General features: G+C 74.7%; 24 protein-coding genes and 1 riboswitch. Of the genes, 8 read left to right on the top strand and 16 right to left on the bottom strand.

What is annotated here, in order from left to right:
* Positions 1 to 79 precede the first annotated feature (79 nt).
* Positions 80 to 1,351, top strand: coding sequence for a sulfite oxidase (locus tag ACFYPD_RS06550; protein ID WP_387109725.1), 1,272 nt, complete (start codon positions 80 to 82; stop codon positions 1,349 to 1,351).
* Positions 1,352 to 1,412: 61 nt separating this feature from the next.
* On the opposite strand, the gene ACFYPD_RS06545 is transcribed toward ACFYPD_RS06550, so the two are convergent.
* The 4 genes from ACFYPD_RS06545 to ACFYPD_RS06530 all read right to left on the bottom strand — a co-directional run bounded on the left by ACFYPD_RS06545 (position 1,413) and on the right by ACFYPD_RS06530 (position 6,373).
* The gene (locus ACFYPD_RS06545; RefSeq protein WP_387109723.1) at positions 1,413 to 1,967 is read right to left on the bottom strand and encodes an RNA 2'-phosphotransferase; all 555 of its coding nucleotides are present in this window, start codon (positions 1,965 to 1,967) and stop codon (positions 1,413 to 1,415) included.
* Between the two features lie 41 nt (positions 1,968 to 2,008).
* Complete coding sequence (locus tag ACFYPD_RS06540; RefSeq protein WP_387109721.1) at positions 2,009 to 3,076, bottom strand: hypothetical protein; 1,068 nt, start codon at positions 3,074 to 3,076, stop codon at positions 2,009 to 2,011.
* 225 nt (positions 3,077 to 3,301) lie between these two features.
* Positions 3,302 to 4,351: an aldo/keto reductase gene (locus ACFYPD_RS06535; RefSeq protein WP_387109719.1), complete on the bottom strand. Its 1,050-nt coding sequence runs from the start codon at positions 4,349 to 4,351 to the stop codon at positions 3,302 to 3,304.
* Between the two features lie 78 nt (positions 4,352 to 4,429).
* Positions 4,430 to 6,373 (bottom strand): ATP-binding cassette domain-containing protein, encoded by a 1,944-nt coding sequence (locus ACFYPD_RS06530; RefSeq protein WP_387109717.1) that lies wholly within the window; start codon positions 6,371 to 6,373, stop codon positions 4,430 to 4,432.
* Between the two features lie 247 nt (positions 6,374 to 6,620).
* Between ACFYPD_RS06530 and pgi the strand changes: the two genes are divergently transcribed.
* Positions 6,621 to 8,252, top strand: coding sequence for a glucose-6-phosphate isomerase (pgi, locus tag ACFYPD_RS06525; protein ID WP_387110590.1), 1,632 nt, complete (start codon positions 6,621 to 6,623; stop codon positions 8,250 to 8,252).
* A 44-nt stretch (positions 8,253 to 8,296) separates the two neighbouring features.
* On the opposite strand, the gene ACFYPD_RS06520 is transcribed toward pgi, so the two are convergent.
* The 7 genes from ACFYPD_RS06520 to ACFYPD_RS06490 are packed head-to-tail and all read right to left on the bottom strand — an operon-like array spanning position 8,297 to position 14,666.
* Positions 8,297 to 8,707 (bottom strand): type II toxin-antitoxin system Phd/YefM family antitoxin, encoded by a 411-nt coding sequence (locus tag ACFYPD_RS06520; protein ID WP_387109716.1) that lies wholly within the window; start codon positions 8,705 to 8,707, stop codon positions 8,297 to 8,299.
* Positions 8,708 to 8,759: 52 nt separating this feature from the next.
* Positions 8,760 to 9,302: a GNAT family N-acetyltransferase gene (locus ACFYPD_RS06515; protein WP_387109714.1), complete on the bottom strand. Its 543-nt coding sequence runs from the start codon at positions 9,300 to 9,302 to the stop codon at positions 8,760 to 8,762.
* A gap of 50 nt (positions 9,303 to 9,352) precedes the next feature.
* Positions 9,353 to 11,074, bottom strand: coding sequence for an acyl-CoA dehydrogenase family protein (locus ACFYPD_RS06510; protein ID WP_387109712.1), 1,722 nt, complete (start codon positions 11,072 to 11,074; stop codon positions 9,353 to 9,355).
* Positions 11,071 to 11,646 (bottom strand): PadR family transcriptional regulator, encoded by a 576-nt coding sequence (locus ACFYPD_RS06505; RefSeq protein WP_387109710.1) that lies wholly within the window; start codon positions 11,644 to 11,646, stop codon positions 11,071 to 11,073. The genes ACFYPD_RS06510 and ACFYPD_RS06505 overlap by 4 nt, the downstream gene beginning before the upstream one ends.
* 49 nt (positions 11,647 to 11,695) lie before the next feature.
* Positions 11,696 to 12,844: a GTPase HflX gene (hflX, locus tag ACFYPD_RS06500; protein WP_387109708.1), complete on the bottom strand. Its 1,149-nt coding sequence runs from the start codon at positions 12,842 to 12,844 to the stop codon at positions 11,696 to 11,698.
* A gap of 30 nt (positions 12,845 to 12,874) precedes the next feature.
* Positions 12,875 to 13,351, bottom strand: coding sequence for a hypothetical protein (locus tag ACFYPD_RS06495; protein WP_387109706.1), 477 nt, complete (start codon positions 13,349 to 13,351; stop codon positions 12,875 to 12,877).
* Between the two features lie 43 nt (positions 13,352 to 13,394).
* Positions 13,395 to 14,666 (bottom strand): hypothetical protein, encoded by a 1,272-nt coding sequence (locus ACFYPD_RS06490; RefSeq protein WP_387109704.1) that lies wholly within the window; start codon positions 14,664 to 14,666, stop codon positions 13,395 to 13,397.
* Positions 14,667 to 14,864: 198 nt separating this feature from the next.
* On the opposite strand from ACFYPD_RS06490, the gene ACFYPD_RS06485 reads away from it, so the two are divergent.
* The 6 genes from ACFYPD_RS06485 to ACFYPD_RS06460 all read left to right on the top strand — a co-directional run bounded on the left by ACFYPD_RS06485 (position 14,865) and on the right by ACFYPD_RS06460 (position 20,470).
* On the top strand, positions 14,865 to 16,340 hold the full coding sequence (locus tag ACFYPD_RS06485; RefSeq protein WP_387109703.1) for an NAD(P)/FAD-dependent oxidoreductase: 1,476 nt from the start codon (positions 14,865 to 14,867) through the stop codon (positions 16,338 to 16,340).
* Between the two features lie 68 nt (positions 16,341 to 16,408).
* Positions 16,409 to 16,519: riboswitch (SAM riboswitch) on the top strand.
* Positions 16,520 to 16,551: 32 nt separating this feature from the next.
* Complete coding sequence (locus ACFYPD_RS06480; RefSeq protein ID WP_387109701.1) at positions 16,552 to 16,683, top strand: hypothetical protein; 132 nt, start codon at positions 16,552 to 16,554, stop codon at positions 16,681 to 16,683.
* Positions 16,684 to 16,783: 100 nt separating this feature from the next.
* Entirely contained in the window at positions 16,784 to 17,641 is an 858-nt protein-coding gene (locus ACFYPD_RS06475) for an ABC transporter substrate-binding protein (protein WP_387109699.1), read from the top strand.
* A gap of 54 nt (positions 17,642 to 17,695) precedes the next feature.
* Positions 17,696 to 18,475: an amino acid ABC transporter permease gene (locus ACFYPD_RS06470; protein WP_107078063.1), complete on the top strand. Its 780-nt coding sequence runs from the start codon at positions 17,696 to 17,698 to the stop codon at positions 18,473 to 18,475.
* Positions 18,472 to 19,215 carry an amino acid ABC transporter ATP-binding protein gene (locus ACFYPD_RS06465; protein WP_387109698.1) on the top strand — a complete coding sequence of 248 codons (744 nt, stop codon included), beginning with the start codon at positions 18,472 to 18,474 and terminating at the stop codon, positions 19,213 to 19,215. The genes ACFYPD_RS06470 and ACFYPD_RS06465 overlap by 4 nt, the downstream gene beginning before the upstream one ends.
* 142 nt (positions 19,216 to 19,357) lie before the next feature.
* The gene (locus ACFYPD_RS06460) at positions 19,358 to 20,470 is read left to right on the top strand and encodes an aromatic acid exporter family protein (protein WP_387109696.1); all 1,113 of its coding nucleotides are present in this window, start codon (positions 19,358 to 19,360) and stop codon (positions 20,468 to 20,470) included.
* 88 nt (positions 20,471 to 20,558) lie between these two features.
* On the opposite strand, the gene ACFYPD_RS06455 is transcribed toward ACFYPD_RS06460, so the two are convergent.
* The 5 genes from ACFYPD_RS06455 to ACFYPD_RS06435 all read right to left on the bottom strand — a co-directional run bounded on the left by ACFYPD_RS06455 (position 20,559) and on the right by ACFYPD_RS06435 (position 24,825).
* Entirely contained in the window at positions 20,559 to 21,248 is a 690-nt protein-coding gene (locus tag ACFYPD_RS06455) for a RibD family protein (protein WP_387109695.1), read from the bottom strand.
* The gene (gene ribA / locus ACFYPD_RS06450; protein WP_387109694.1) at positions 21,245 to 21,880 is read right to left on the bottom strand and encodes a GTP cyclohydrolase II; all 636 of its coding nucleotides are present in this window, start codon (positions 21,878 to 21,880) and stop codon (positions 21,245 to 21,247) included. The genes ACFYPD_RS06455 and ribA overlap by 4 nt, the downstream gene beginning before the upstream one ends.
* A 68-nt stretch (positions 21,881 to 21,948) precedes the next feature.
* A complete protein-coding gene (locus ACFYPD_RS06445) occupies positions 21,949 to 22,926 on the bottom strand; it encodes a lysylphosphatidylglycerol synthase domain-containing protein (RefSeq protein WP_387109692.1) in 978 nt (325 codons plus the stop codon).
* Positions 22,927 to 22,978: 52 nt separating this feature from the next.
* Positions 22,979 to 23,791, bottom strand: coding sequence for an SAM-dependent methyltransferase (locus ACFYPD_RS06440; RefSeq protein ID WP_387109691.1), 813 nt, complete (start codon positions 23,789 to 23,791; stop codon positions 22,979 to 22,981).
* Positions 23,788 to 24,825: a glycosyltransferase family 4 protein gene (locus ACFYPD_RS06435; protein WP_387109689.1), complete on the bottom strand. Its 1,038-nt coding sequence runs from the start codon at positions 24,823 to 24,825 to the stop codon at positions 23,788 to 23,790. Before ACFYPD_RS06435 ends, ACFYPD_RS06440 begins: the two co-directional genes overlap by 4 nt.
* Positions 24,826 to 24,828: the final 3 nt, after the last annotated feature.

Raw genomic sequence — 24,828 nt, 5'->3', positions numbered from 1 at the left:
CCCGACCTGCGGTGGCTCGGCGAAAAGTCCCACTGATTGAATAGGAATGGCAGCGTCGCCGAGCCTCCGGAGGTCACCCGTGTCCCACGCCGAAGCCGACCACGACACCCGCCGGAGCCGGCAGTGGCTGGCCGGGGAGGCCCGCGGCGCGGGCGTCGACCGCGACCGGTTGCTGGAGCTGGGGGCGGCCATGGCCGCCCTGACCGCCGCCGCGGCCGAGCGCGAGCCGGTCGCCATGGCCTCGGCGCCGGTCGGCGTCGACCCGGGTACGCCGATCGCCAAGCCGCTGCCGCCGGAGCTGCTGCGCCCGCTGGACACCAACGCCGAGATGCGCTGGACGGCGCTGGCCGGGCAGGGGTATGTGGTGCCGAACGACCGGTTCTTCGTCCGCAACCACACCGAGACGCCCCGGCTGGACGCCGACACCTGGCGGCTGCGCCTGTTCGGCACCGGGCTGCGGGGCGCACCCACCCGGGACGCCCCGGTCGAGTTCAGCCTCGACGAGCTGCGCCGGCTGCCCGCCGAGGAGAGCGACGCGCTGCTTGAGTGCGCCGGCAACGGGCGGCGCTACTTCGCCGAGCAGCAGGGCGAGCAGGCGCCGGGGGTGGCCTGGGGGCTGGGCGGGGTCGGCGTGGCGCGCTGGCGGGGCGTCCGGCTGGGCACCGTGCTGCGGCTGGCCGGGCTGCGGGACGACGCGGTCGACGTGATGCCCGAGGGGCTGGACCCGGACTACGTGACCGGCGGGATCAACCTGGGCCGCGTACGCCGTCCGCTGCCGATCGCCAAGGCCCTCGACGACGTGCTGCTGGCGTACGAGATGAATGGCGAGCCGCTGCCGCCCGACCACGGTTTCCCGGTCCGCGTCGTGGTGCCCGGCTGGATCGGCATCTCCTCGATCAAGTGGGTGGGCCCGGTCGAGGTCTCCACCACGCCCCTCTTCTCCCCGTGGAACACCCGGTTCTACCGGATGTTCGGCCCGGGGCACCCGGTCGGGGGCACGGTGCTGGGCGCGCAGCCGGTGAAGAGCGCGTTCGAGCTGGCCTGGGACGCGCGCGTGCCGGCCGGGGCCGAGGTGCTGCTGCACGGCCGGTCCTGGTCCGGCAACGGCCCGATCGAGCGGGTCGAGGTGGACACCGGCGACGGCTGGCGCCCGGCCGACCTGGTGGCGGCCGACCGGGGCGGGGCCTGGCAGCGCTGGATGGCCCGCTGGCGCCCCCCGGCGCCGGGCCGGTTCACCCTCCGCGCCCGCGCCACCGACACCACGGGCGCGACCCAACCCGACCGGGCCGCCCCCAACACCCTCGCGTACCTCTTCGACGCGGTGATCCACCACCCGGTCACGGCGCGCTGACCCTCGTTGATGATGAAGTTGTTGCCCTGACACGCCGGTGCCGGTGGTCATAACTTCATGATCAACGGGGCGGGGGCGGGGCCGTGAGGTAGGCGGGTGGGACGGTGTCCGTCAGCCAGACGCCGTTGGCGCTGCGGTAGAAGGGGTAGCCGTTGGCGGCCATGGCGGCGGCGTCGATCGTGAGGATCACCACGGGGCCGGTGCGGCGGGCGCCGACACGGCGGGCTGTCTCCTCGTCTGGGGAGAGGTGCACGTGGTGGCGGCGGCCCCGGTGCAGCCCCTCGGCGCGGATCGCGGGCAGGACCGCCTCGCTGGTGCCGTGGAAAAGGCGGTCGGGCGGGGTGGCCGGGGCCAGGCCGAGGTCGACGGGAACGGAGTGGCCCTGGCTGGCCCGGATCCGGTCGACCCCGTCGGGGCCGCGTTCGACGGCGAAGCGCTGCTTGTCGTTGCCGGCCACCACGGCGTCCAGGTCGGCACGGGTGATCCGCAGCGCGGCGAGCAGGTCGGCGACCGGCACCCAGCCGGACCCGTCGAGCGTCAGGTGGAACCGGTCGGGGCGGTGGCGCAACGCCAGCGACATCCGCTTGCTGACCCGCACCAGGTCACGATGATCCACCGGGACAGTGTGACCCAACCGGCCGGGACCGGCGAGGGATATCAGCGGGTGGCGCCCGACCCCCCGCTCACCATCAGGCCGGCGGCGTCCACCACCTCGAAGTCGCTGCCGTGCAGGCCGCCGAGGGCGTGCAGGGCGTCGTTGTCCCAGCGCGGGTCGGGGGCGCCCGAGACGAACCAGGCCGAGCCGTGATCGGCGACGATCAGCCCGTGGCGCTGCATGGCCTCGGCGACGATCCGGGCCTGCCGGGGCAGCCGGGACAGGTCCACCGAGCGCTTGAGGCGCAGCCGCTGGCCGAGCTGCGGCAGCGCCGGGTCGGTGGCCGACGAGGCGGAGTGGGTGGCCGGCCAGGTCCAGCCGGTGCGGGTGCGCGGCACGGTCACCCGCAGCGCGTGGTCGATGCGGCCGGCGGCCACCTCGTCGTAGCGGACCAGCCCGGCCAGGATGGACAGTCCGGCCGCGTCGGCGGAGGTCCAGCCGGCCCGGCGCAGCTTGTTGGACCGCAGGTCGAAGACGGCTCCCGAGCCGGCCCGCCAGCCGGCGCCGGACCGGTGCGCGTCGAACAGCTCGTACGCCCGGCAGGCCGCCCGGTCCCAGACGATCACGTGCCGGTCGCCGGCGCCGTTCGGTCCGCCCTCGACCGCCGCGTCGGCCGGGACCGGGTACGGCCCCGGGTCGCTCTCGTCGGCGTACTCGAAGCTGACCGGGACACGCCGCTGGCCGGCCGGGACGACGGTGACCGGGATGCCGATCGGCGCGCCCTCCCAATTGCCGGAGCCGAAGTCGGCGTGCACGGTGGCGCCGCTGCCGATCGCGCCGACCATCGCCGCGGAGCGCGGGTGCACGGGCAGCCGGGAGACGTCGGCGTGCCAGACGTTGTCCGACGGGAAGACCCCGCACGGCCGGGCGCTCGGGCTCGGCCGGCCGCCGAGCCCGGCGCGGGCGGCCGGGACGGGCGATGGGGCGGCCGGCGGGGCCGGCGTCACGGTGACCCCGCCGGTGGGCGTCGGCGCGGCGGCCGGCGCGCCGGCCGGGTCGGAGCAGCCGGCGGCGAGCAGGGCGAGCACGGCCGCGACGGCGGTGGCGCGGCGGACTGACGGGCGGGCCATTCCGCGCATCCTGCCCGAGGACGGTGACGGCGGCAACGTCGTCCCCGGCCCACCGGCGACCGCCGGCGCACCCCGGCATCAGGTGGCAACGCCCGGGCGCCGCGCCCGGCATCAGGCGGCAGCGCCCGGGCGGTCACGCAGCCGAGCCGGATCGCTCACGGTCGGCCGCCGTGGCGGCTCCCGGCGTCGGGCGGGCGCCCCGGCGATCAGGCGGTCCCGGTCGGGTCAGGCGGCGGCCCGCTCGGCCGGGGGACGGCGCCGCAGTGCCGGGTCGGTGAGCGTGGGCGGGGACCAGACGCCGTCCGGCTGGTAGACGTTGGTGCCGGGCGGGACGATCTCGTCGATCCGGTCCAGCACCGCGTCGTCGAGCGCCAGCGCCGCCCCCTTGAGCAGCCCCTCCAACTGGTCCATGGTCCGCGGCCCGATGATCGCCGAGGTGACCGCCGGATGCGCCACGGTGAACGCGACGGCCAGCTCGGGCAGCGAGCAACCGATCTCCTCGGCGAGCGCGACCAGTTCCTCGACGGCGGCGTACTTGGCGGCGTTGCCGGGCAGCGCCGGGTCGAACCGGGCCGGGGTGCGCGCCGGCCGGCCGGCGGTGAGGTCGACGGCCGCCCCCTGCCGGTACCGTCCGGTGAGGAAACCGGAGGCGAGCGGGCTCCACACCAGCACGCCCATGCCGTACCGCTGGCAGACCGGCAGGACCGCGGTCTCGATCCCGCGGGCCAGGATCGAGTACGGCGGCTGCTCGGTGCGGAACCGGCCGAGCGCCCGCCGCTCCGCGACGTGCTGCGCCTCGACGATCTCCTCGGCCGGGAAGGTCGAGCAGCCGAACGCCCGGATCTTGCCGGCCCGGACCAGGTCGGTGAGCGCCCCGAGGGTCTCCTCGACGTCCGTGGTGTGGTCGGGCCGGTGCACCTGGTAGAGGTCGATCCAGTCGGTGCCGAGGCGGCGCAGGCTCTCCTCGACCGCGCGGACGATCCAGCGCCGCGAGTTCCCGCCCCGGTTGGGCCCCTCCCCCATCGGGAAGTGCACCTTGGTGGCCAGGACCACGTCGTCGCGCCGGCCCCGCAGCGCCTTGCCCACGATCACCTCCGACTCGCCGGCCGAGTACATGTCGGCGGTGTCCACGAAGTTGACGCCCCGGTCGAGGGCGGCGTGGACGATCCGGGCGCAGTCGTCGTGGTCGGGGTTGCCGACCGCGCCGAACATCATGGTGCCGAGACAGTGGACGCTGACCTGGATGCCGGTGCCGCCGAGGACGCGGTAACGCATGGGGGCTCCCTGGGGTGACGCCGCGCTGACCGGGCGGCGGCCGGTGCGGTCACCGTAGGAGTTCGAGTGCGCTGGAGGTCAACTGTCGGCCCCGGCTTCCCCGGCCTGCGCCAGGTAGCCGTCCGCCTGCAGCTCGAACAGCTCCCGGTAGAGGCCCTCCTGGGCCATCAGCTCGTCGTGGTCGCCCTGCTGGATGAGCCGGCCGTGGTCCATCACGAAGATCCGGTCGGCGTGCCGGACGTTGGCCAGCCGGTGGGTGATCAGCACGACGGCCCGGTCGGGGTGCCGTCGCAGGTGCTGGAAGAGGGCGTGCTCGGCGCGCGCGTCGAGGGCTGCCGAGGGCTCGTCGCAGATCAGCAGGCGGGCGTCCCGGTAGAGCCCGCGGGCGGCCACGAGCCGCTGCCACTGCCCGCCGGAGAGGTCCTGGCCGTCCTTGAACTGCCGGTCCAGCAGGGTGTCGTACCCGAACGGCAGCTCGGTGATCATGTCGTGCGCGGCGGCGTCCCGGGCCGCGTCCTCGACCTCCGGCCCGGGCCGGTCGGCCGGCCGGTCGTGCCGCCCGATCCGGATGTTCTGCCGGGCGGTGAACGGGAACCTCCACCAGTCCTGGCTCATCACCGCCACCTGCGCGGCGGTCTGCCGCGGGTCCAGCTCGGCGGTGTCCACCCCGTCCCAGCGGATCACGCCGGCGGTGGGCCGGTAGAGGCCGGCGACGAGCTTGGCGAGGGTGGTCTTGCCGGAGCCGTTCTCCCCCACCAGCGCGATCACCTCGCCGCGCCGGACGGTCAGGCTGACCTCGTCCACGGCCGGGGTCTCCGTGTCCGGGTAGCAGAGGCTGACCCGGTCGAGGTCGATCCGCTCGAAGCCGTCGACCGGCCGCCCGCCGCCGGTGGGCACACGTTGCCCGGCCCGGTCGACGAAGTTGCGGTAGTCCTGGTAGTAGAGGGCGTCCTCATAGAGCGAGTTGGTGGCGAAGACGGCGGTTCGCAGGCCGGCCCGGGCCGACTGCAACGCCAGCAGGGCGGTGGCCGCGGCCGCGAGGGCGACCACGCCGCCCAGCAGCAGGCCGCCGAGAACCGCGTAGAGCCCGAAGGCGGCGACTCCGGTGGCCGACAGGCCGACCGCGCGGGTCGCCGTCTGCGAGCGGGCCAGGCGCAGCTCGGCGCGGGTCTCCAGGCTCATCACGCGGTGGAACTCCGCCAGCAGGAACTCCCGCATCTGGTACGCCCGGATCTCGGCGGCGGTGTGCCGGTGGGCCATCAGGTCGCCGAGCATCCACTTGCGCCGCTGGCGGGTGATCCGGGCCAGCCAGTCGAGGTGCTGGCGGCGGGCCATCCGCACCGCGGTCACCGCCTCCGGCGCGGCGGCGGCGAGCAGGCAGGGCAGCAGCAGCGGATGGATCACCGTGACCGCCGCGGCCGTGGCCGCCACGCCGACCACGCCGGTGACCAGGTTGACGGTGTCGTTCACGATGGACCCGGCCTCGGCCAGGCCCCGGTCGCGGGCCCGCACCATCTCCTCGGCGAACCCGGCGTCGTCGAAGGCGGCCAGCTCGACCGCCGAGGTGGTCTCGAAGAGCCGCACCTCCACCGCGTAGTTGATCTGCGGGATGAGCCGCGCCTGCGCCCAGCCCGCGGCGACGGTCAGCGCGCCTCGGCCGGTGACGGCCGCCGCTGCCAGCGCCAGGGCGGGCACGGCCGCGCGGATCCGGTCGGGCGTGGGGCCGGCGGCGAAGAGCTGCCGGAGCACTCCGGTCGTGGCGAGCAGGCCCAGCGTGGTGAGCACGCCGGCGGCGACGTTCAGCCCGATCGAGGCGACCGTGTCCCGCCGGCTGGTCGCCCAGGCCAGCGCGACGGCCTCGCGAACCAGGGCGGGCAGTCGCCGGGCCACCGGCCAGAAGCCGGTGTGGGCGAACTCCGTGGCCCGGTGCATCCAGTGCGGGTCGGCCAGCTCCGGCAGCGCCGGGTCCTCGGCCGGCTCGTCCCGGTCGGACGGGGCACGTGGGCCGATCACCCTGGTCATCGCACCTCCTCAGCCGATGGGCAGCACCGGAGCTTACTTTCTGCAGCCGTGTGCTGTCTGCCCGTGACCGGCGTGTCGAACACCCGTCCCAAACCCGTGTCGCGCCCGCGGATCCCCGCTTCCGAGGAGTGGGCGATGTCGGGTCGCGTCGCGCGTACCCGCTCCGGGTGGCAGGCTGGTGGGGTCGCCGGCAGCGGGGCGACGCCGGCCCGCCGGCAGACCCGTCGTGAAGGAGAAGATCGACCCGATGGCTGTGGACGTCACCACCACGGACGAATGGCAGGCCCTGCGCAAGCACGCCGAGGCGATGCGCGGCACGCACCTGCGGGAGCTGTTCGCCGCCGACGGGCAACGGGGTGAGCGGCTCACCGGCGAGGTCGCGGACCTGCACGTCGACTACAGCAAGAACCTGGTCACCGACGAGACGCTGAGCCTGCTGACCGCGCTCGCCGAGCGGGTCCGGCTGACCGACCGGATCGCCGCCATGTTCGCCGGGGAGCACATCAACTCCACCGAGGACCGGGCCGTGCTGCACACCGCCCTGCGCCTGCCCCGCGACGCGTCGCTCACCGTGGACGGCCAGGACGTGGTCGCCGACGTGCACGCCGTGCTGGACCGGATGTCGGCCTTCGCCGAGCGGGTGCGCTCCGGCGCCTGGCGGGGCCACACCGGCGAGCGGATCAGCACCGTCGTCAACATCGGCATCGGCGGCTCGGACCTCGGGCCGGTGATGGCGTACGAGGCGCTGAAGGCCTACCGGGACGCGGGGATCAGCTGCCGGTTCGTGTCCAACATCGACCCGACCGACATCCACGACAAGACCACCGACCTCGACCCGGCCAGCACGCTGTTCGTCGTGGTCTCCAAGACCTTCTCCACCCAGGAGACCCTGGCCAACGCCGCCCAGGCCCGGCGCTGGCTGCTGGCCGGGTTGGACGCCGACGACAGCGCAGTGGCCCGGCACTTCGTCGCGGTCAGCACCAACGAGCAGCGGGTCCGCGACTTCGGCATCGACCCGGAGAACATGTTCGGCTTCTGGGACTGGGTGGGCGGCCGCTACTCGCTGCCCTCGGCGGTCGGGCTGTCGGTGATGCTGGCGGTCGGGCCGCAGCGGTTCCGGGAGCTGCTGGCCGGCTACCACGCCGTGGACGAGCACTTCCGGACCTCGGTGGCGCGGAACGTGCCGGCGTTGCTCGGCCTGCTCAACGTCTGGTACACCGACTTCCTCGGCGCGGAGACCCACGCGGTGCTGCCGTACGCGCAGTACCTGCACCGGTTCCCGGCCTACCTGCAGCAACTCACCATGGAGAGCAACGGCAAGTCGGTGACGCGGGACGGCCGGCCGGTCACGTACCCGACCGGGGAGATCTTCTGGGGCGAGCCGGGCACCAACGGCCAGCACGCCTTCTACCAGCTCATCCACCAGGGCACCCGGCTGATCCCGGCCGACTTCATCGCGTTCAGCCAGCCCAACCACGACCTGGGCGACATGCACGACCTGTTCATGTCGAACTTCTTCGCGCAGACCGCCGCGCTGGCCTTCGGCCGCACGAAGGAGCAGGTCGAGGCGGAGGGCACCGCGCCCGAGGTGGTGCCGCACCGGGTGATGCCGGGCAACCACCCGACCACGTCGATCATCGCGCCGAAGCTGACCCCGGCGACGCTGGGCCAGCTCATCGCCCTCTACGAGCACATCGTCTTCACCGAGGCCGCGGTCTGGGACATCAACGCCTTCGACCAGTGGGGCGTGGAGCTGGGCAAGGTGATGGCCAACCAGCTCGCCCCGAAGCTCACCGGGGCCGGGGCGGACCTCGGCGACGCGGACTCGTCCACCGCCGCGTTGATCCGGCGCTACCGCGCCCAGCGCGGCCGGGACTGACGTACGCCGGCGGCCTCCGGCCCGAGTGGTCGGAGGCCGCGCGGTCAGCCGCGCAGCAGGTCGGCGTGGGCGGCGCGGAGCCGGGCGAGCGCCGGGTCGCCGGCCGGGGCGCGGCGGTCCAGCTCGGCCCAGACCTCGGCGAGGGCGTCGGTGAGCATGCGCAGCTCGGCGGCGTGCCGCCGGCTGCTCTGCCGGTGCAGCTCCTCCAGCCGCCGGGACCAGCCGGCGCTGATCGCGGCGATCCGGTCGGCGTCGGCGCGGGCCTGCGCCGCCGTGCGCGCCGCCGCGGCGGGCACGATCGCGGCGACCGGGCGCGGGTCGCCGTCGCGGGTGACGACGGTGACGGTGTCGGTCAGCTCGGCCAGGGAGACGAGCTGGGTGAGCCGGGTGCGGACCTCGCGCAGCGGCAGGGCACGCGGCTGGGGGGACCGGTCAGCCAGTGCGGGGACAGCCATGGACACATGTTGACGTCCGGGTACGACAGTTCCCCGGCCGGCGGCCCAGCGGTCAGGCGGTCCACTCCGGCGCGAGCACCGACCAGACCTCCATGTCGGCCCGGCCCTCCGGTGCCGGGGCGGCCCCGCGCAGCACCCCGTCGCGGCGCATGCCCAGCCGCCGGGCCACCGCGATGCTGCGGTCGTTGCCGGCCTTGGTCACCCACTCGACGCGGTGGATGCCCCGCTCCCGCACCGCCCAGTCGATGATCACGCGGGCGGCCCGGGTGACCAGGCCCTGCCCCTCGGCGCCCGCCTCCAGCCAGCAGCCGGCCTCGCAGACGCCGGTGGTGGTGCTGAGCGACACGAACAGCACGCCGCCGACCAGGGTGCCGCGCTGCCAGATGCCCCAGATCCCGCCGTCGTCGCGGGCCCACCGGTCGGCGTAGTTCTGCAGGACCCGGCGGGCGGACTCGGCGTCGGTGGCCACGAAGGACGCACCCACCCAGGGGGCGATGTGCTCCCGGCACCGGTCGAGGTTGGCGAGAAACTCGCCGGCGTGCCACGGCATCAGCGGCCGCAGCTCGGCGTCGTCGGTCAGGGCGAGGGCGAACATCCGAGCAACCTACCGGGCGGGGGCGCCGAAGGGCGCCCCCTTCTGACCGGTCAGGGGTGCATCTCGTAGGCGCCGGCGAGGGCGACCACCCGCTGCCACACCCGGGCGGTGCGATCGGCGTCGGTGACCGGGCGGCGGAGGTTGGCGAGGGCCCAGGCCGCCTGCGCGTCGGTGGTGGCCGCCTTGCCGTGCAGTTCGGTGGCGTATGCGGAGAAGTCCCGGATCAGCAGGTCGAAGATTTCGTCCAGCAGGTCGGCGTCGAGACCGGTCAGCTCCGCCTGCTCCAGGATCAGCTGGCCGTAGACGACCAGCGCGAAGAGCTGGCCGACGGTCAGCAGGAAGTCGAGGTCCCGCTGCTGGGCCTCGTCCGGGGCGTGCGCGGCGAGCAGGGCGGCCAGCCCGTCGGCCTGCTCGCGGAACCGGGCCACGTTGGGCACGTGGACGTGCGCGTCGTAGGCGTTGCGCCAGTCGTGGAAGCGGATCGCGCCGAGGCCGCGGGCCGGGCCCTGCGCGAAGAGGAACTCGTCGTCGGCCGGGTCGCGCCGGGTCGGCACGGGCGGGTGCTCGGCCGGCCGGAACAGGTAGTTCGGCATGAACTTGAGGATCAGCGCCAGGTTGACGTGCACCGTCCCCTCCAGCTTCGGCAGGCCGCGGATGTCCTTTGCGGCCTTGTCGAAATAGCTGTCGGCCTCGAAGCCCTTGGCGGCGATCACGTCCCAGAGCAGGTCGATGACCTTCTCGCCCTCGGTGGTGACCTTCATCTTGGTCATCGGGTTGAACAGCAGGTACCGCCGGTCGTCCGGGCCGGCCGAGCGGAAGTAGTCGACCGCCCGGTCGCTGAACAGCTTCATGGCCACCAGGCGGGCGTACGCGTCGGTCAGCTCGCGGCGCACGTGCGGGAAGTCGGTGACCCGCCGGCCGTACAGGATCCGCTGGTGGGCGTGAGTGACCGCCTCGTACATGGCGTGCTGGCAGATGCCGATGGAGGCGGTGCAGAGGTTGAACTTGCCGACGTTGACCGTGTTGAGCGCGGCGTCGAAGGCGGCCGGACCGGTGTGCAGCACGTCCTCGGCGCGCACCGGGTAGTCCTCCAGGCGAAACTCGCTGACGTACATCTGCGCGTTGACCACGTTGCGGACCAGCCGGTACGCGGGGTGCCGGCTGTCGGCGGCGAAGAAGACGTACCCCTCGGGGCCCTCGACGTCGGCGCGCCGGCCGAAGACGGAGACCAGCCCGGCGACGTTGCCGTTGCCGATGTAGTACTTGCCGCCGGTGGCCCGGAAGCCGCCCTCCCCGTCGGGGGTGAGCAGCAGATCCGTGGAGTAGATGTCGGCGCCGTGCGGCCGCTCGGAGAGGCCGAACGCCATCACGTGCCCCTCGTCGAGCAGCGCGGCGGCGCGGGCCCGGGCGGCGGCGTTGCCGCTCTGCCAGACCGGCCCGAGGCCGAGCACGGTGACCTGCCACGTGTACCAGTAGCCGAGGCCGTAGAAGCCGAGAATCTCGCTGAGCGCGGCGTTGCGGGCGGTGTCCCAGCGCTTGTCCGGGTCGCCGCCGCCGTCCGCGGCCGGGGTGAGGAAGGTGGCGAAGAGCCCCTCCTTGGCGGCGAAGTCGAGGAAGTCGGCGTACCACTCGCGGTGGTTGTAGCTGTCCACCAGGGTCTGCTTGCCGCGGGACTCGAACCAGTCGATCGTGGCGCGCAGCAGCCGCCGGGAGGTCTCGTCGAGGTGGGCGGGGTCGTAGCGGTGCGGGTGGAACAGCAGCGGGTCGGTCACGGGGTCGCCTTCCTACCGGTGGCGGGGTCGAGGTCGCGCAGGGTGTCGAGGACGTCGTCGAGCCAGGCCAGCACCATCCGCTCGTACGCGATGCCGCCGCGCAGCACGACGTGCTGGAGGGCCGCGCGGGCGTCCCGGGCGGCGGGGTCGGGGAAGTCGCGGCGCTCGCCGGCCAGGTAGCCGGCGAGGGTGGCCTCGTGGTCGGCGCGGTAGCGCTCGACCTCGGCGACCAGGGCGGCGCGGCCGGCGGCGTCGTCGAACGCGGCGCCGCGGATCTTGACGGCCAGCTCGTGCCGGACGGCTTCCGGCTGCACCGGGGCGCGCAGCCAGGTGACCAGGGCGGATCGCCCGGTGGGGGTGACCGACCAGACCTTCTTGTCCGGCAGCCCCTCCTGGCCGACCTCCTCGGCGGTGAGCCAGTCGTCGCTGTCCATCCGCTTGAGGACGCGGTAGATCTGCTGGTGGGTGGCGGTCCAGAAGCGGCCGATCGAGCGGTCGAAGCGCCGGGCCAGCTCGTAGCCGGAGGCGGGCTGTTCCAGGAGCGAGACGAGGATGGCGTGCTCCAGCGACATGCCGGCCATCTTGCTATGCAACGAGTTGCATAGCAAGACCCGGCTTCGCTCAGTGGCCGCCCAGCCGGGCGGCCAACTCGGCGCGCAGCCGGTCCACGCCCTCGCCGGTCAGCGCCGACACCGGCACGGCCTCCGGGCAGGCACGGCAGAGCGCGTCCACCCAGTCCGGGGGTGCCACGTCGATCTTGTTGAGCACCAGCAGCTCGGGCACGTCCCCGGCGCCGATCTCGTGCAGCACGCCGTGCACGGTGGTGATCTGCTCCAGCGCGTCCGGCGCGGCGGCGTCCACCACGTGCAGCACCAGGTCGCTGCCACTCACCTCCTCCAGCGTCGAGCGGAACGCGTCGACCAGCTGGTGGGGCAGGTGCCGGACGAACCCGACCGTGTCGGTGACGGTGTAGGTGAGGTCGCCGGTGGAGATCCGCCGGACCGTCGGGTCGAGCGTGGCGAAGAGCACGTCCTGGACCGGCGCGTCCGCCCCGGTCAGGCGGTTGAGCAGGGCGGACTTGCCGGCGTTGGTGTAGCCGGTGATGGCCACCGAGGGCACCCGGTTGCGGGCCCGGCGACCGCGGTTGCGCTCCCGCCGCCGGGCCAGCTCACGCACGTTGCCCCGCAGCCGGGTGGCCCGCTGCCGCAGCCGGCGGCGCTGGGTCTCCAGCTTCATCTCACCGGGACCGCGGACGCCCATGCCGGCGCCGCCGGCCATCCGGCCGCCACCCACCCGGGACAACGCGCGGCCGTCGCCGCGCAGCCGGGGCAGCTGGTACGCGATCTGCGCCAGCTCCACCTGCACGCGGCCCTCGCTGGTGCGGGCGTGCTCGGCGAAGATGTCCAGGATCAGCGCGGTCCGGTCCACCACCCGCACGCCGGTGCGTTCCTCGAGGTTGCGCACCTGCCCGGGGCTCAGCTCGCCGTCGGCGATCACCACGTCGGCGTGGGTCCGCTCGGCCACCGCGGCCAGCTCGTCCACCTTGCCGGAGCCGACGTACGTGGCCGGGTCGGGCCTGGTCCGGTTCTGCACCACCGCCTCGGCGACGGTCAGCCCGTCGGTGTCGGCGAGGCGGCTCAGCTCGGCCAGCGAGGTCTCGCTCCCGGGGCCGCTCCCGTCCCCGTCCTCGGGATGCACCGCCACCAGGACGGCGGTCGGCCGCCGCCCCGCCGTCGCCGTGCCCGCGCCCATCAGCCACGTCCCGGCCATCGCCCACCTCGCTTCTCCGCCCGGTTCGATCTACCCGGGGACAGCCGGACCATGCCCACCGGGGCGCGGCGCCGGCAGGTGGTCGCGGAGCGCGGCGAACTGCGCCACGGTCAGGTACGAGGGGTTCGCCGCCTGCGGCTGCCGGAACACCTCGGCCCCGGCCAGCCGCGCGTCGGCCCGCAGCAGCTCCCGGCGTACCCGCAGCGACTCGTCGAGGATCGTCAGGTCCAGCGGGAGGGTCCACGGTTCGCCCGGCGCGCCGGGGCGCGGCGCGGCGGCGACCCGGCCCAGGCCCCACAGCCCGTACGGCGCCCGGCCGCGGCTGCCGCTGGCCCAGAACACCACCGGCTGCCCGGCCAGCATCAGCCGGACCCGGTAGCCCGGTCGGACGCACCATGTCGCCACCCTCGGGTCGGCGGCGAAGCGGCCGGTCAGGTCCACCGCGTCCGCGTTGCCCTTGATCAGCCAGGCGCCGAGGTCGTCGAGGGTCACCCGCCGGTCGCTCATCCGGCCATTCTGCGGCCCGGCCGGCCGTCGTGCCGGGCGGCGGTCAGATGATGAGGTGGGTCCAGTAGGTCAGCCACACGGCGAACAGCGCGCCCTGGAGCAGCGCCAGCCCGGCGGTGAGCCAGCCGTCGAGGCCGGGCCGGCGGGCCCAGCGGGCCAGCACCAGCGCCACCGGGAACGCGGCCAGCAGATAGCGCAGCAGGCTCTTGTACACCGGCGGGCCCATCGACAGCGGCACCAGCACCACGATCACCGTGTAGACCAGGTACGGCCAGTCGGCCCGCCGGCGCAGCCCGACGACCGCCACGAGCAGCATCGCCACGGCGATCCAGACCCGGAACGCGTTGGCCGAGTTGTCGCCGACGAGCGCCGACCCGGCCACCCCGAGCGGGTTCTGCACCTTGATCCCCCAGCCCTTCTCCTGGGCGTGCTGGTAGGCGAACCAGTCGCCGCTCTGCCAGCGACAGAACGCCATGAAGGTCAGCCAGCCGGCCGGCACCAGCAGCAGCGGCCAGCCCTGCCGCAGGTAGCGCGCGAGGGCACGCGGGTCGAGGCGCCAGGCGTGCTGGCGCAGCAGCACCAGGGCCAGCGGGATCACCACCACGAAGCCGACCGAGCGGCTCATCGCCAGGAAGTAGCCGACGACCCCGACCACCAGCCAGCGGCGCTGCTCGGCGTACCAGAACGCGGCCAGGGCGAGGCAGACGAAGAGCGACTCGGTCAGCGCCGCCTGGAACAGGAACGCCGTCGGCAGGAGCAGCACGTACCGCACGGAACGCCGACCGTCCGCGCCGGCGGCGTCCGGGTCGTCGGCGCCGAGCAGCCGGGCCCCCAGCCGGAACGCGAACCAGAGCTGGAACAGCAGCGCCACGTTGGCGACCACCAGCAGCGCCCAGGCGGTGTGCCCGCCGAGCAGCGGCGCGAGGGGCCGGGCCAGGAACGGGTAGAGCAGCGGGAAGCCGAAGTCGGTCCACGGCCGGTCCAGCGGCACCCGGGCCAGGTGGTCGTAGAGGAACGAGTCCCAGGCGAACCAGAGCGAGATCCAGCGGTGCGACGAGATCGCGTCCTGCTGGGTCCGCATCATCGCCTCGTCGGCCGGCGGCGCGCCGGGCACCTGGTCCCAGGCGGTCAGCACCAGCACGCCGAGGAGGCTGAGCACGAGCTTCGAGCCGGCGAAGACGGCGAGCACGAAGCCCCAGGGCGCGGGGATCCGCGCGGCCAGCCGCCCACCCGCCGACGCCAGCCGGGCCGGCACACCCGACCACCGCGCCGGGGCGGAGCGGCCGGTCGTCCCGGCCCGCCGCTCGTCTCCCATCCCGCTCCCACCGGTCGCCCCGCGACCGACCCCCGGACCGGGAAACCGTCCGCGCATCCCCGTTGCGTCCCGGTTCACACCCGCCCGACCCGAACGGGTGACCCGGGGGTGGCGGATCGCCGCCGCAGGTGAGTCGGCGGGCAGGACGGGTAAGGGCGCTGCCGCATCGGCAGGCTGGCAGCGGGGGGCGCGGACGGCATGGGTGACGGCAACGGGACCGTGGTCATCGGGGCGGGGCCCGCGGGGCTGACCGCCGCGTACGAGCTGCTGCGGCACGGCGAGCCGGTCCGGGTCTACGAGGCCGACGACGTGGTCGGCGGGATCAGCCGCACCGTCGAGCGGGACGGCTGGCGGTTCGACATCGGCGGGCACCGGTTCTTCACCAAGGTCTCGCGGGTGGAGGACTTCTGGCACGAAATCCTGCCGGACGAGGACTTCCTGCTCCGGCCGCGGATGAGCCGCATCTACTACCGGGGCGCGCTCTACGACTACCCGCTCAGCGCCGGCAACGCGCTGCGCAACCTCGGCCTGCTGGAGGCGCTGCGCTGCGTCGGGTCGTACGGGCGGGCCCGGCTGCGCCCGCCGAAGGACCAGTCGCACTTCGAGGGGTGGGTGTCGGCCCGGTTCGGCTGGCGGCTCTACTCGAAATTCTTCAAGACGTACACGGAGAAGGTCTGGGGGATGCCGGCCGACCAGCTGCAGGCCGACTGGGCCGCCCAGCGGATCAAGAACCTGTCGCTCTCGACCGCGGTGCTCAACGCGCTGCTGCCCAAGCGCAACCGCAAGGACGTGACCAGCCTGATCGAGGAGTTCCAGTACCCGAAGCACGGCCCCGGGATGATGTGGGAGCGCTGCACCGAGGAGGTGGAGAAGCGGGGCGCCACGGTCCGCACCAACACCTGGGTGACCGAGGTGCACCGGGACCCGGCGGGGCGGCGGGCCACCGCCGTGACGGTGGTCGACGCCGACGGCGAGCGCACCGAGCCGGCCGACCACGTGATCTCCTCGATGCCGATCTCCGCGCTGGTGCGGGCCATGCGCCCCGAGGCCCCGCCGGAGGTCCGGGCCGCCGCCGACGACCTGCGGTACCGGGACTTCCTGACCGTCGCGCTGGTGGTGCCGGAGGAGTTCTCCTTCCCGGACAACTGGATCTACGTGCACGACCCCGCCGCCAAGGTGGGCCGGATCCAGAACTTCGGCTCCTGGTCGCCGTACCTGGTCAAGAACGGGCGGACCTGCCTGGGGCTGGAGTACTTCGTGTTCGAGGACGACGAGATGTGGCGGACCCCGGACGCGGACCTGGTCGCCTTCGCCACCGCCGAACTGGAGCGGCTGGGCCTGGTCCGGCCCGGCTGCGTGGAGGCCGGCTACGTGGTCCGGATGCCGAAGGCCTACCCGGTCTACGACGAGCGCTACCAGCACAACGTGGACGTGATCCGGGACTGGCTGGCCCGCGAGGTGCCGAACGTGCACCCGGTGGGACGCAACGGCATGCACCGCTACAACAACGCCGACCACTCGATGCTCACCGCCATGCTGACCGCCGAGAACATCGCGCACGACGCCGGCCACGACGTCTGGACGGTCAACGTCGAACAGGACTACCACGAGCAGCGGACGCCGTCGCGGCACGGCACCGGCCGGGACGCCCCGGTCATGCCGGCCCGCCGGTAAGGCGCGGGCGTGAGGGTGGTCATAACGGCTGGACGGCCGGGGCGGCGCTGCTGCTAGCCTTCTCGGCAGGTCATGAGCGCCAGCGCCAAGCCCCGGCTCGCTGGCCGGCAACCCTCCTCCGCGGTGGGGTGCCCCGGGTGAGGACCAGGCACCGGCAGCCGCCGGTGCAAGCGTGGCCTGGTACCCAGGTCATCACCGACCCGAGGGAACCATGTCTGCTCAGCTTCGCACCCCGCCCGCCGACGGCCTCGCCTACCCGGCGCGATTCGCGCTGGTCAAGCGGCGGCACGTCGACCTGATGCGGGTGTGCAGCGACGCCTGTCGCCGCGCCGACGCGCGCTGAGCGCCACTCCCCCACTTCCGCACCATCCCTTCCGGCCCGCCCGCCTCGGGCGCGCCGTCGGCGGCGTGCGCCCACGCCGCCCCGGACCCTGGAGACACCTGTGCGATTCCGTACCGCCCTGACCCGCGCCGCCGCCCTCGGCGCCGCCGCCGTGCTCGCCGCCACCGCCCTCACCGCCTGCGGCGACGACGGCGCCACCAGCGAGGCCGCCAACCCGTACGGCCTGCTGCAGGCCGGCGTGCTGCGGGCCGGCACGCTGACCGACGCCCCGCCGAACGTCTACCTGAAGGAGGGCAAGTTCACCGGCTTCGACAACGACCTGCTCACCGCGGTCGCCGCGAAGGCCGGCCTGAAGGTGGAGTTCGTCGGCACCGACTTCTCCGCCCTGCTGGCCCAGGTCAACAACCACAAGTTCGACGTGGGCAGCTCCTCCATCACCATCACCGAGGCCCGGAAGAAGACCGTCGACTTCGGCAACGGCTACGACTTCGGCTACTTCGGACTCGACGTGCCCGCCGGCTCCCCGATCACCGGCTTCGAGCAGCTCGCCGGCAAGCGGGTGGTGGTCGTGCAGGGCACCGTGCAGGACGACTACGCCACCCGGGAGAACCTGAACCCGGTCCGGGTGCCGGACTACAACGGCGCGATCAACCAGCTCAAGGCCGGCACCGCCGACGCCTGGATCGCCCCGGCCGAGATCGGCGACACCTCCGCCGCGGACAGCAAGGGCAAGATCACGGCGGCCGCTAAGCAGCTCAGCCCGGCCCCGACCGCGTACGCCGTCGCCAAGGGCAACGACAAGCTGCGCGAGGCCCTGGACAAGGGCCTCGACGAGGTGATCGCCGACGGCACCTGGAGCAAGCTCCAGGCGCAGTACTACCCGGGCCGGCCCATCCCGGCCGACTTCAAGCCGGGCAGCGGCACGGTCACTGTGCCGTCGCCGTCGGCGGCTTCCTGACCCCGGAACGACGGAGACGCCGGAACAACGGAGACGAGCGGGGCGGACGGAGACATGGATCCACTGAGCACCCTGTGGGAGACCTTCTTCGACTGGGACGCCATGCGCGAGGCGCTGCCCGAGATGCTGACCGTCGGGCTGCCCAACACGCTGATCCTGGCGGTCTCCGCCGCCCTGCTCGGCTCGGTGCTGGGCATGCTGCTGGCCGTCGCGGGCATCTCGCGTACCCGCTGGTTGCGGTGGCCGGCGCGGGTCTACACCGACGTGTTCCGCGGCCTGCCGGCGGCGGCGACGATCCTGCTCATCGGCGTCGGCCTGGCGCCGCTGGGCATGCAGGTATGGGGCCCGAACCCCTACCCGCTGGGCGTGCTGGCGCTGTCGCTGATCGCCGCCGCCTACATCGGGGAGATCTTTCGGGCCGGCATCCAGAGCGTGGAGGCCGCCCAACTGGAGGGGGCCCGGGCGCTCGGCTTCTCCTGGGGCGAGGCGATGCGCCTGGTCATCGTCCCGCAGGGCGTACGCCGGGTGCTGCCGGCCTGGGTCAACCAGCTCATCGCGCTGATCAAGGACTCCAGCCTGGTCTACTTCCTCGGCCTGGTGGCCAGCCAGCGGGAGCTGTTCCGGATCGGGCAGGACTACGCGGCCACCACCGGCAACGAGTCGGCGCTGCTGCTGGCCGGCCTGTTCTACCTGGTGCTGACCGTGCCGCTGACCCACGCGGTCAACTGGATCGACCGGCGGCTGCGGCAGGGCCGGGCGGTGGCCGCCCCCGACCTTGACGTCGAGCTCGACCCCGCCGGCGCGCCGGCGCCGACCGGAAAGGACCCGCGATGAGCACCGCCACCGCCACCTCGGTCAGCCTGGCCGTCCGCGACGTGCACCTGGCCTTCGGGCAGCACCAGGTGCTGCGCGGCGCCGACCTGGAGGTGGCCCGGGGCGGAACGGCCTGCGTGATCGGCCCGTCCGGCTCCGGCAAGTCGACGCTGCTGCGGACGATCAACCGGCTCATCGAGCCGGACCGGGGCGACGTGCTGCTGGACGGGCGCAGCGTGCTGGGCGACGACCCGGACGCGCTGCGCCAGCGGATCGGCATGGTGTTCCAGCAGTTCAACCTCTTCCCGCACATGACCGTGCTGCGTAACCTCACCCTCGCGCTGCGCAAGCTCAAAAAGCTCTCCGAGGACGAGGCGGCGCAGGTCGCCCGCGCCCAGCTCGACCTGGTCGGGCTGGCCCACAAGGCCGACGCCCGGCCGGCGCAGCTCTCCGGCGGGCAGCAGCAGCGGGTGGCCATCGCCCGGGCCCTCGCGCTCCGGCCGCAGGTGATGCTCTTCGACGAGGCCACCTCGGCGCTCGACCCCGAGCTGGTCAAGGGGGTGCTCGGGGTGATGGCCGACCTCTCGGCCGCCGGCATGACCATGGTGGTCGTCACCCACGAGATGGGCTTCGCCCGCGAGGTGGCCGACACCGTGGCCTTCATGGACCGCGGCGTCGTGCTGGAGGCCGGCCCGCCGGCCGCCGTCTTCGAGGCTCCGGAGCACCCGCGGCTGCGCCGCTTCCTGTCGCAGGTGCTCTGACCCCGACCGCCCGACAAGGCGAGGTCGGCGCCGGCTGGTCGGACGGTCCGGTTACGACGATCAACTTCATGGGTAGGAGCCCCTACGGCCGGAACGGAGATTCCGTGGGTGCGCCGGTCCGTCAGGGGGGAGGACGGCGCCGGTGCGCAACTGGTGGAAGGCCGCCGTGGGGCGGCTGCGACAGGCGTGGGTGCCGGTCGTGGAGGCCGGGCTCGCCGCCACCGTGGCCTGGCTGATCGCCGCGCGGCTGATCGGCCATCCGGACCCGTTCTTCGCGCCGAGCGCGGCGCTGATCGTGCTCGGCGAGTCGCGGGGCCAGCGGGTACGGCAGACCATCGAGCTGGTGCTCGGGGTGGCCAGCGGGGTGCTCGTCGCCGACCTGGTGGTGCACGCCCTCGGCCCCGGCACGGCGACCATGCTCCTCGTCCTGCTGCTCACCCTCGGTGTCACGGTGGCGGCCGGGGCGAGCAGCACCCTGGTCATTCAGACCACGGTCTCCGCGCTCTACCTGGTGGTGGTCGCCGCGCCGAAGGGCGAGTTCACCCCCTTCCGGTTCGTCGACGCGCTGATCGGCGGGGCGGTCGCCCTCGCCGCGAGCCAGCTCGTGGTGGCCCGGGACCCACTCGCCCCGCTGGTCGCCGAGGCAAGGCAGACGTACGCCGACCTCGCCGACCTGCTCGACCGGGTGAACGCCGCGCTGGACCGCTGTGACGCCGAGGCAGCCCAGGCGGCGCTGGACCGAGCCCGGGAGCTGGACGGCTGCGTGGAACGCCTGCGGTCCGCGGTGCGGGCCTGCGCCGAGTCGCTGCGGCTGCGGGTCCGTCGCCGCCGGCACCTCGGCCAGCTCGAACAGGTCGAGGCCACCGCCCGGCAACTCGATTACGCGGTGCGCGACATCCGGGTGCTGGCCCGCAACGCGACCACGCTGACCCGGCTGCACACGGACGCCCCGCCCGAGCTGGGCGCCGCGCTCCGCTCCCTGGCCGAGGCGGTACGCGCCGCCGGGGCGGCCCTGGCCACCGACCTGACCGGGCAGGACGCCGACCGGCACGCGGGACGGGCCGAGGAGGCCGCGCTGGCCGCGGTGCGGATCGGCGCGGAGCTGCTCCGGTCCGACTCGCCGCTGCCCGTCGTCATGATCGTCGGGCAGCTGCGGTCCACCGCCATCGACCTGCTGCGCGGCGTCGGCACCGACGACGTGGCGGTGCTCAACCGGGTCGACGAGGCGCTCGGCCTGCCGACGCCGGCGTCGTGACCGGCCGGCGACCCGTGCGGCCGCGGGTCGCCGAGCTGGCGGTGTCCCGGCGCCCTGGACCGCGCCACCTCGCCGATCCGGCGCGCTGCTACCCGTCGCAGCGGTCGGTGAGGGCGTAGCGGGTGAGCACCACGTCGCCGATCTGGCGGACCTCGACGACCCGGGCCCGGCGGCCCGGGTGCCACGGGAAGCGGCCGTCCCCGACGAACCGGGGCGCCCGGCGGTCGCCCACGAAGAACGGCGCGACCACCAGGTGCAGCTCGTCGGCGACCCCGGCGGTGAGGAACTGGCAGTGCACGGTGCCCCCGCCCTCGACCATCAGCCGGCCGACGCCCCGCGCCGCCAGGTCGGCGAGGACCGCCTCGGGGGTGACCGGGTCACCCGCGTCGACCACGGTGGCCACCGCGCCCACCTGCTCCCGGGTCTTGTCCGCCACGCCGCTCGGGCAGTAGACCAGCTTCGCCCCGTCGCCCATGGTGAAGAACCGGGCGGTCGCGTCGAGGTCGCCGCTGGCCGTGACGGTGACCTTCACCGGGCACGGCGGCAGGCCGCGGGCCACCCGCTCGGCCCGCCGCCGCTCGCTGCGCACCAGCAGCCGCGGGTCGTCGCGGCGGACCGTGGCGGCCCCCACCATGATCGCGTCACAGCCGGCCCGGACCGCGTCGATCCGGTCCAGGTCGGCGTCGTTGGAGAGCAGCAGCCGCTCGGCGGTGGCGTCGTCGATGTAGCCGTCGATCGACATCGCGCAGCTGAGCAGCACGTACGGCCGGCTGGTCACGGCACGAACGGCAGGTCGAGGGCATGGTCGGCGCGGGTCACCTTGGCCGCCAGGTAGCCCGCGTTCGCCGGCGACAGGTGCACGCCGGTGAGCACCCGGTCGACCACCGTGACGCCCAGCCGCTCCAGCTGGGCGGCCTTGTCGGGGTTGTTGCTGAGCAGGGCCACCCGGGTCACGCCCAGCGCGGCGAGCATCTGCGCGGCCACCGTGTAGTCGCGCTCGTCGGGACCCCGGCCGAGCGCCACATTGGCCTCGTAGGTGTCCAGGCCGCCGTCCTGGAGGGCGTACGCGTCGAGCTTGGCGTAGAGGCCGATGCCCCGGCCCTCCTGGCGCAGGTAGAGCAGGTAGCCGCCGGCGTCGGCGATCCGCTCGACCGCCTCCCGCAACTGCGGGCCGCAGTCGCAGCGTTGGCTGCCGAACACATCCCCGGTGAGGCACTCGCTGTGCGGGCGGACCAGCGGCGGTGAGGTGTCCGGGTCCCGCCGCTCACCCAGCCCGATCGCGAGGTGCTCGCGGCCGTCGACCAGGCCGTGGAAGGAGTGCACCCGGGCGGTGGTCACGTATCCGTCCGGGAACCGCAGGGGGACCGTCACCTGGGTCCGGACCGTCGCGGCGGGCAGAGTTTCGTCCATGCTTCTCCTCAGTCCGGGCTGCCGGACGCACCGGCAACGCACACCTCGCACCCTCACCGTAGGCGGGATCACCGACAGTCGCCGGGCTCCCCAGCCGGACCTCGGCGGATCAGCAGCACCGCGGCGCCCGGCAGGCTGGCCACGAGGACCAGCGCCCCGTAGACCGTGCCGGTGGCGACGCCCTGCGCGGCGGTGAGGCCGGCCGCGGCGAACGCCCAGGCAGCGACCCCCTCGCGCGGCCCGAACCCGCCCACGTTGGTCGGCAGCCCCATGGCGAGCAGGGCCAGCAGGGTCAGCGGCACCAGCCGGGACAGGGGCGCGTCGGCGCCCGCCGTGCGCGCCGCCACCACGAAGGTGGCCAGGTGGCCGGCGACCACCACGGCCGAGGCCGTCACCACGCCGAGCCAGGTGCGCCGGGCGAGCAGCCCGGCCCGGACGTCGGCGACCGCGGTGCGCGCCGCCCGGGCCCAGCGGGACGCCCCGGAGCGGGGCACGGCCCGGGCGGCCACCGCCAGCGCCAGCGCGACAGCCGCCAGCCCGGCGGCCACCGCCGGCAGGTACGGCCGGACCGGGGAGGGCAGCGCCGCCAGCACGGCCACCGCGATGACCAGTTGGACCACCTGCCCGGCCGTGCGTTCCCAGACCACGGCGCGGACGCCCCGGGCCACGTCCCCGGCGTCCCGGCCGTGCCGGACCGCCCGGTGCACGTCGCCGAGCACCCCGCCCGGCAGGGTGGAGTTGAGGAAGACCGCCCGGTAGCAGTGCGCGACCGCGGCCCGCAGCGGCAGCCGTACGCCCAGCCCGCCGGCGACCAGCGACCAGCGCCAGGCGCAGCAGACGGTGGTGACCGCGCCGATGCCGAGCGCGGCGGCGAGCGCCGGCGCGTCGATCAGCCGCAGCCCGGCCAGGAAGGGGCCGGTGCCCACCGACCAGACCAGCGCGGCGAGCACCGCGAGCCCGGCGAGCGGGCGGGCCCAGGCCCAGAACGACCGGGCCGGCGCGGGCGCGGCGGTCGGGACGGGCCCGACGACGGCGGCGTGTGACAAGAGCGGTCCTCCCTCGGTCCATCTGTTGTCACGTACCGCCGGCCGGTCCGGTTCACCCGGCGAGCAGGTCGGCGTGGTGCAGCACCACCCGCAGCCGGCCGTCCGCCGCCTCGGCGAGCCGCCGCTCCCGGTACGCCCCGACCACGTCGGCCAGCTCCGGCCGCTCCTCGACGGCCGCGTCGAGCCAGCCGACCAGCCACTCCGCGGTCAGCGCGGCCTGCTCCGGGCCGAGGCGCCACGGGCTGGACCGGACCCGCACCGGGACGCCCCGGCGGCGGAAGGCCGCCACGGTGACGTCCACGGCGTCCGGGCCGAGCAGGGCGCGGCCGGCGGCCGTGCGCCGCTGGTGGGCGTTGAACGCGGCTTCGAACTCGGCGTCGAGCGGGTCGGCGGGGGTGAACCGCACCCGGCCCAGCACGGTGATCGCGAACAGGGTGGGGTGGCCGGTGCAGGCCGCCACGATCCGCTCGACCTCCTCGGCGGTGAGCATGTCCAGCAGCGCCGAGGCGGTGACCAGGTGGGCGTCGGCCAGGTCCGCGGCGCCCAACCGGGTGATGTCGGAGTCCCGGGCCAGCACGGTGACCGGGCTGCCGTCGGCGGCGACGATCTCCCCCGTCGCGGCCAGTGCCAGCAGGTCGGCGTCCCGCTCGTGCAGCACCCAGCGCTGCGGGCCGGGCAGCCGCGGGGCGAGCCAGCGGGCCATCGACCCGGTGCCGCTGCCCAGGTCGTGCACGATCAGCGGCCGGTCGGCGGGCAGCCCGCCGCGGACCGCGTCGAGCAGCTCGGCGGAGCGGGCGGCCGCGTCGGCGGGTTCGCGCAGCCGCAGCCAGTCCGCGAAGTCGGGGGGAAGTAGCGAGGTGGTCATGCCGCCGTGGCCTCCTTGAGGGCTGCCGCCAGCCGGTCCGCGGTGACCGGCCAGCCGGTGAGGGTGTCCCGCCGCTGCCGGGCGGCGCGGCGCAGCCGGTCCCGCAGGTCCGGGTCGGTGAGCCAGCGGCGCAGCGCGCCGGCCAGCGCGGCCGGGTCCGCCGGGGGCACCAGCAGGCCGGGCCGCTCGCCGTCCGGGCTGCGCCCGAGCGTTGCGGGCAGGCCGCCGGTGTCGCTGGCCAGCACCGGTACGCCCCGCGCGAGCGCCTCGGTGACCACCATCCCGTAGGTCTCCCGGCGGGACGGCAGCACCAGCAGGTCGGCGGCCGCGTACGCGGCGGCCACGTCGCCGCCGGTGCGCGGGCCGGCCAGCCGGACCCGGTCGGCGATGCCGGTGTCGGCGAGCTGCCGGCGCAGCCGCGCGACGAAGTCCGGGTCGCGGGTGAGCGGGCCGACCCAGTCGCAGGTCCAGGGCAGGTCGGCGACCCGGTGCAGGGCGGCGGCGAGCACGTCCTGCCCCTTGAGCGGGGTGACCGCCGCGACGCAGAGCAGCCGGGCGCCGGCCGGCGAGCCGGGGGCGACCGGCGCCGGGTCCACCCCGGGCGGGGCGGCCGACACCCGGTCCGCGGCGAGCGGGTAACGGTCGAGCAGCCGACGGCGGGTCCAGTCGCTGGTGGTGACCACGGCGGTCGCCGCGGCGAGCGCCCGGCCCTCGACCTCGTCCTCCAGCGGCAGGTGCACCAGGACCACGAGGCGCAGCCGCCGGGCGTGCGGGGCCAGCACCTCCGGCACGGTCGACGCGACCAGCCCGTCGAGCAGCACGGCCGCGCCGTCCGGCAGCGCGGCGAGCACCCCGGCCAGCGCGGCGCGGTCCGCCGCCTCCGGGTGCGGCCAGCCGCCCGGCACCGGGTGTTCCCGCACCGTCCAGCCGAGCGCGGCCAGCCCGTGACAGGCGCGGCGGTCGTATCCGTTGCCGCCGCTGGGGCTCGCCGGGTCGTCGATGTCGCCCGGCAGCACCACGTGCACGACTGTCATCCG

This window comes from Micromonospora sp. NPDC005299 (assembly GCF_042872345.1).
Taxonomy (GTDB): Bacteria; Actinomycetota; Actinomycetes; order Mycobacteriales; family Micromonosporaceae; genus Micromonospora.
Note: the sequence above shows the minus strand (reverse complement) of the source record. Positions and strands in the feature narration are given on the sequence as shown.

Bases quoted from the DNA above. Each gene is read 5' to 3' on its own strand.
- ACFYPD_RS06465 (WP_387109698.1), top strand. From the start codon at position 18,472: ATGAGCACCGCCACCGCCACCTCGGTCAGCCTGGCCGTCCGCGACGTG.
- ACFYPD_RS06480 (WP_387109701.1), top strand. From the start codon at position 16,552: ATGTCTGCTCAGCTTCGCACCCCGCCCGCCGACGGCCTCGCCTACCCG.
- ACFYPD_RS06520 (WP_387109716.1), bottom strand. From the start codon at position 8,707: ATGGCTGTCCCCGCACTGGCTGACCGGTCCCCCCAGCCGCGTGCCCTG.
- ribA (WP_387109694.1), bottom strand. From the start codon at position 21,880: ATGGACGAAACTCTGCCCGCCGCGACGGTCCGGACCCAGGTGACGGTC.
- ACFYPD_RS06435 (WP_387109689.1), bottom strand. From the start codon at position 24,825: ATGACAGTCGTGCACGTGGTGCTGCCGGGCGACATCGACGACCCGGCG.
- hflX (WP_387109708.1), bottom strand. From the start codon at position 12,844: ATGGCCGGGACGTGGCTGATGGGCGCGGGCACGGCGACGGCGGGGCGG.
- pgi (WP_387110590.1), top strand. From the start codon at position 6,621: ATGGCTGTGGACGTCACCACCACGGACGAATGGCAGGCCCTGCGCAAG.
- ACFYPD_RS06540 (WP_387109721.1), bottom strand. From the start codon at position 3,076: ATGGCCCGCCCGTCAGTCCGCCGCGCCACCGCCGTCGCGGCCGTGCTC.
- ACFYPD_RS06490 (WP_387109704.1), bottom strand. From the start codon at position 14,666: ATGGGAGACGAGCGGCGGGCCGGGACGACCGGCCGCTCCGCCCCGGCG.
- ACFYPD_RS06530 (WP_387109717.1), bottom strand. From the start codon at position 6,373: ATGACCAGGGTGATCGGCCCACGTGCCCCGTCCGACCGGGACGAGCCG.
- ACFYPD_RS06515 (WP_387109714.1), bottom strand. From the start codon at position 9,302: ATGTTCGCCCTCGCCCTGACCGACGACGCCGAGCTGCGGCCGCTGATG.
- ACFYPD_RS06535 (WP_387109719.1), bottom strand. From the start codon at position 4,351: ATGCGTTACCGCGTCCTCGGCGGCACCGGCATCCAGGTCAGCGTCCAC.
- ACFYPD_RS06485 (WP_387109703.1), top strand. From the start codon at position 14,865: ATGGGTGACGGCAACGGGACCGTGGTCATCGGGGCGGGGCCCGCGGGG.
- ACFYPD_RS06505 (WP_387109710.1), bottom strand. From the start codon at position 11,646: ATGTCGCTGGAGCACGCCATCCTCGTCTCGCTCCTGGAACAGCCCGCC.
- ACFYPD_RS06470 (WP_107078063.1), top strand. From the start codon at position 17,696: ATGGATCCACTGAGCACCCTGTGGGAGACCTTCTTCGACTGGGACGCC.
- ACFYPD_RS06495 (WP_387109706.1), bottom strand. From the start codon at position 13,351: ATGAGCGACCGGCGGGTGACCCTCGACGACCTCGGCGCCTGGCTGATC.
- ACFYPD_RS06440 (WP_387109691.1), bottom strand. From the start codon at position 23,791: ATGACCACCTCGCTACTTCCCCCCGACTTCGCGGACTGGCTGCGGCTG.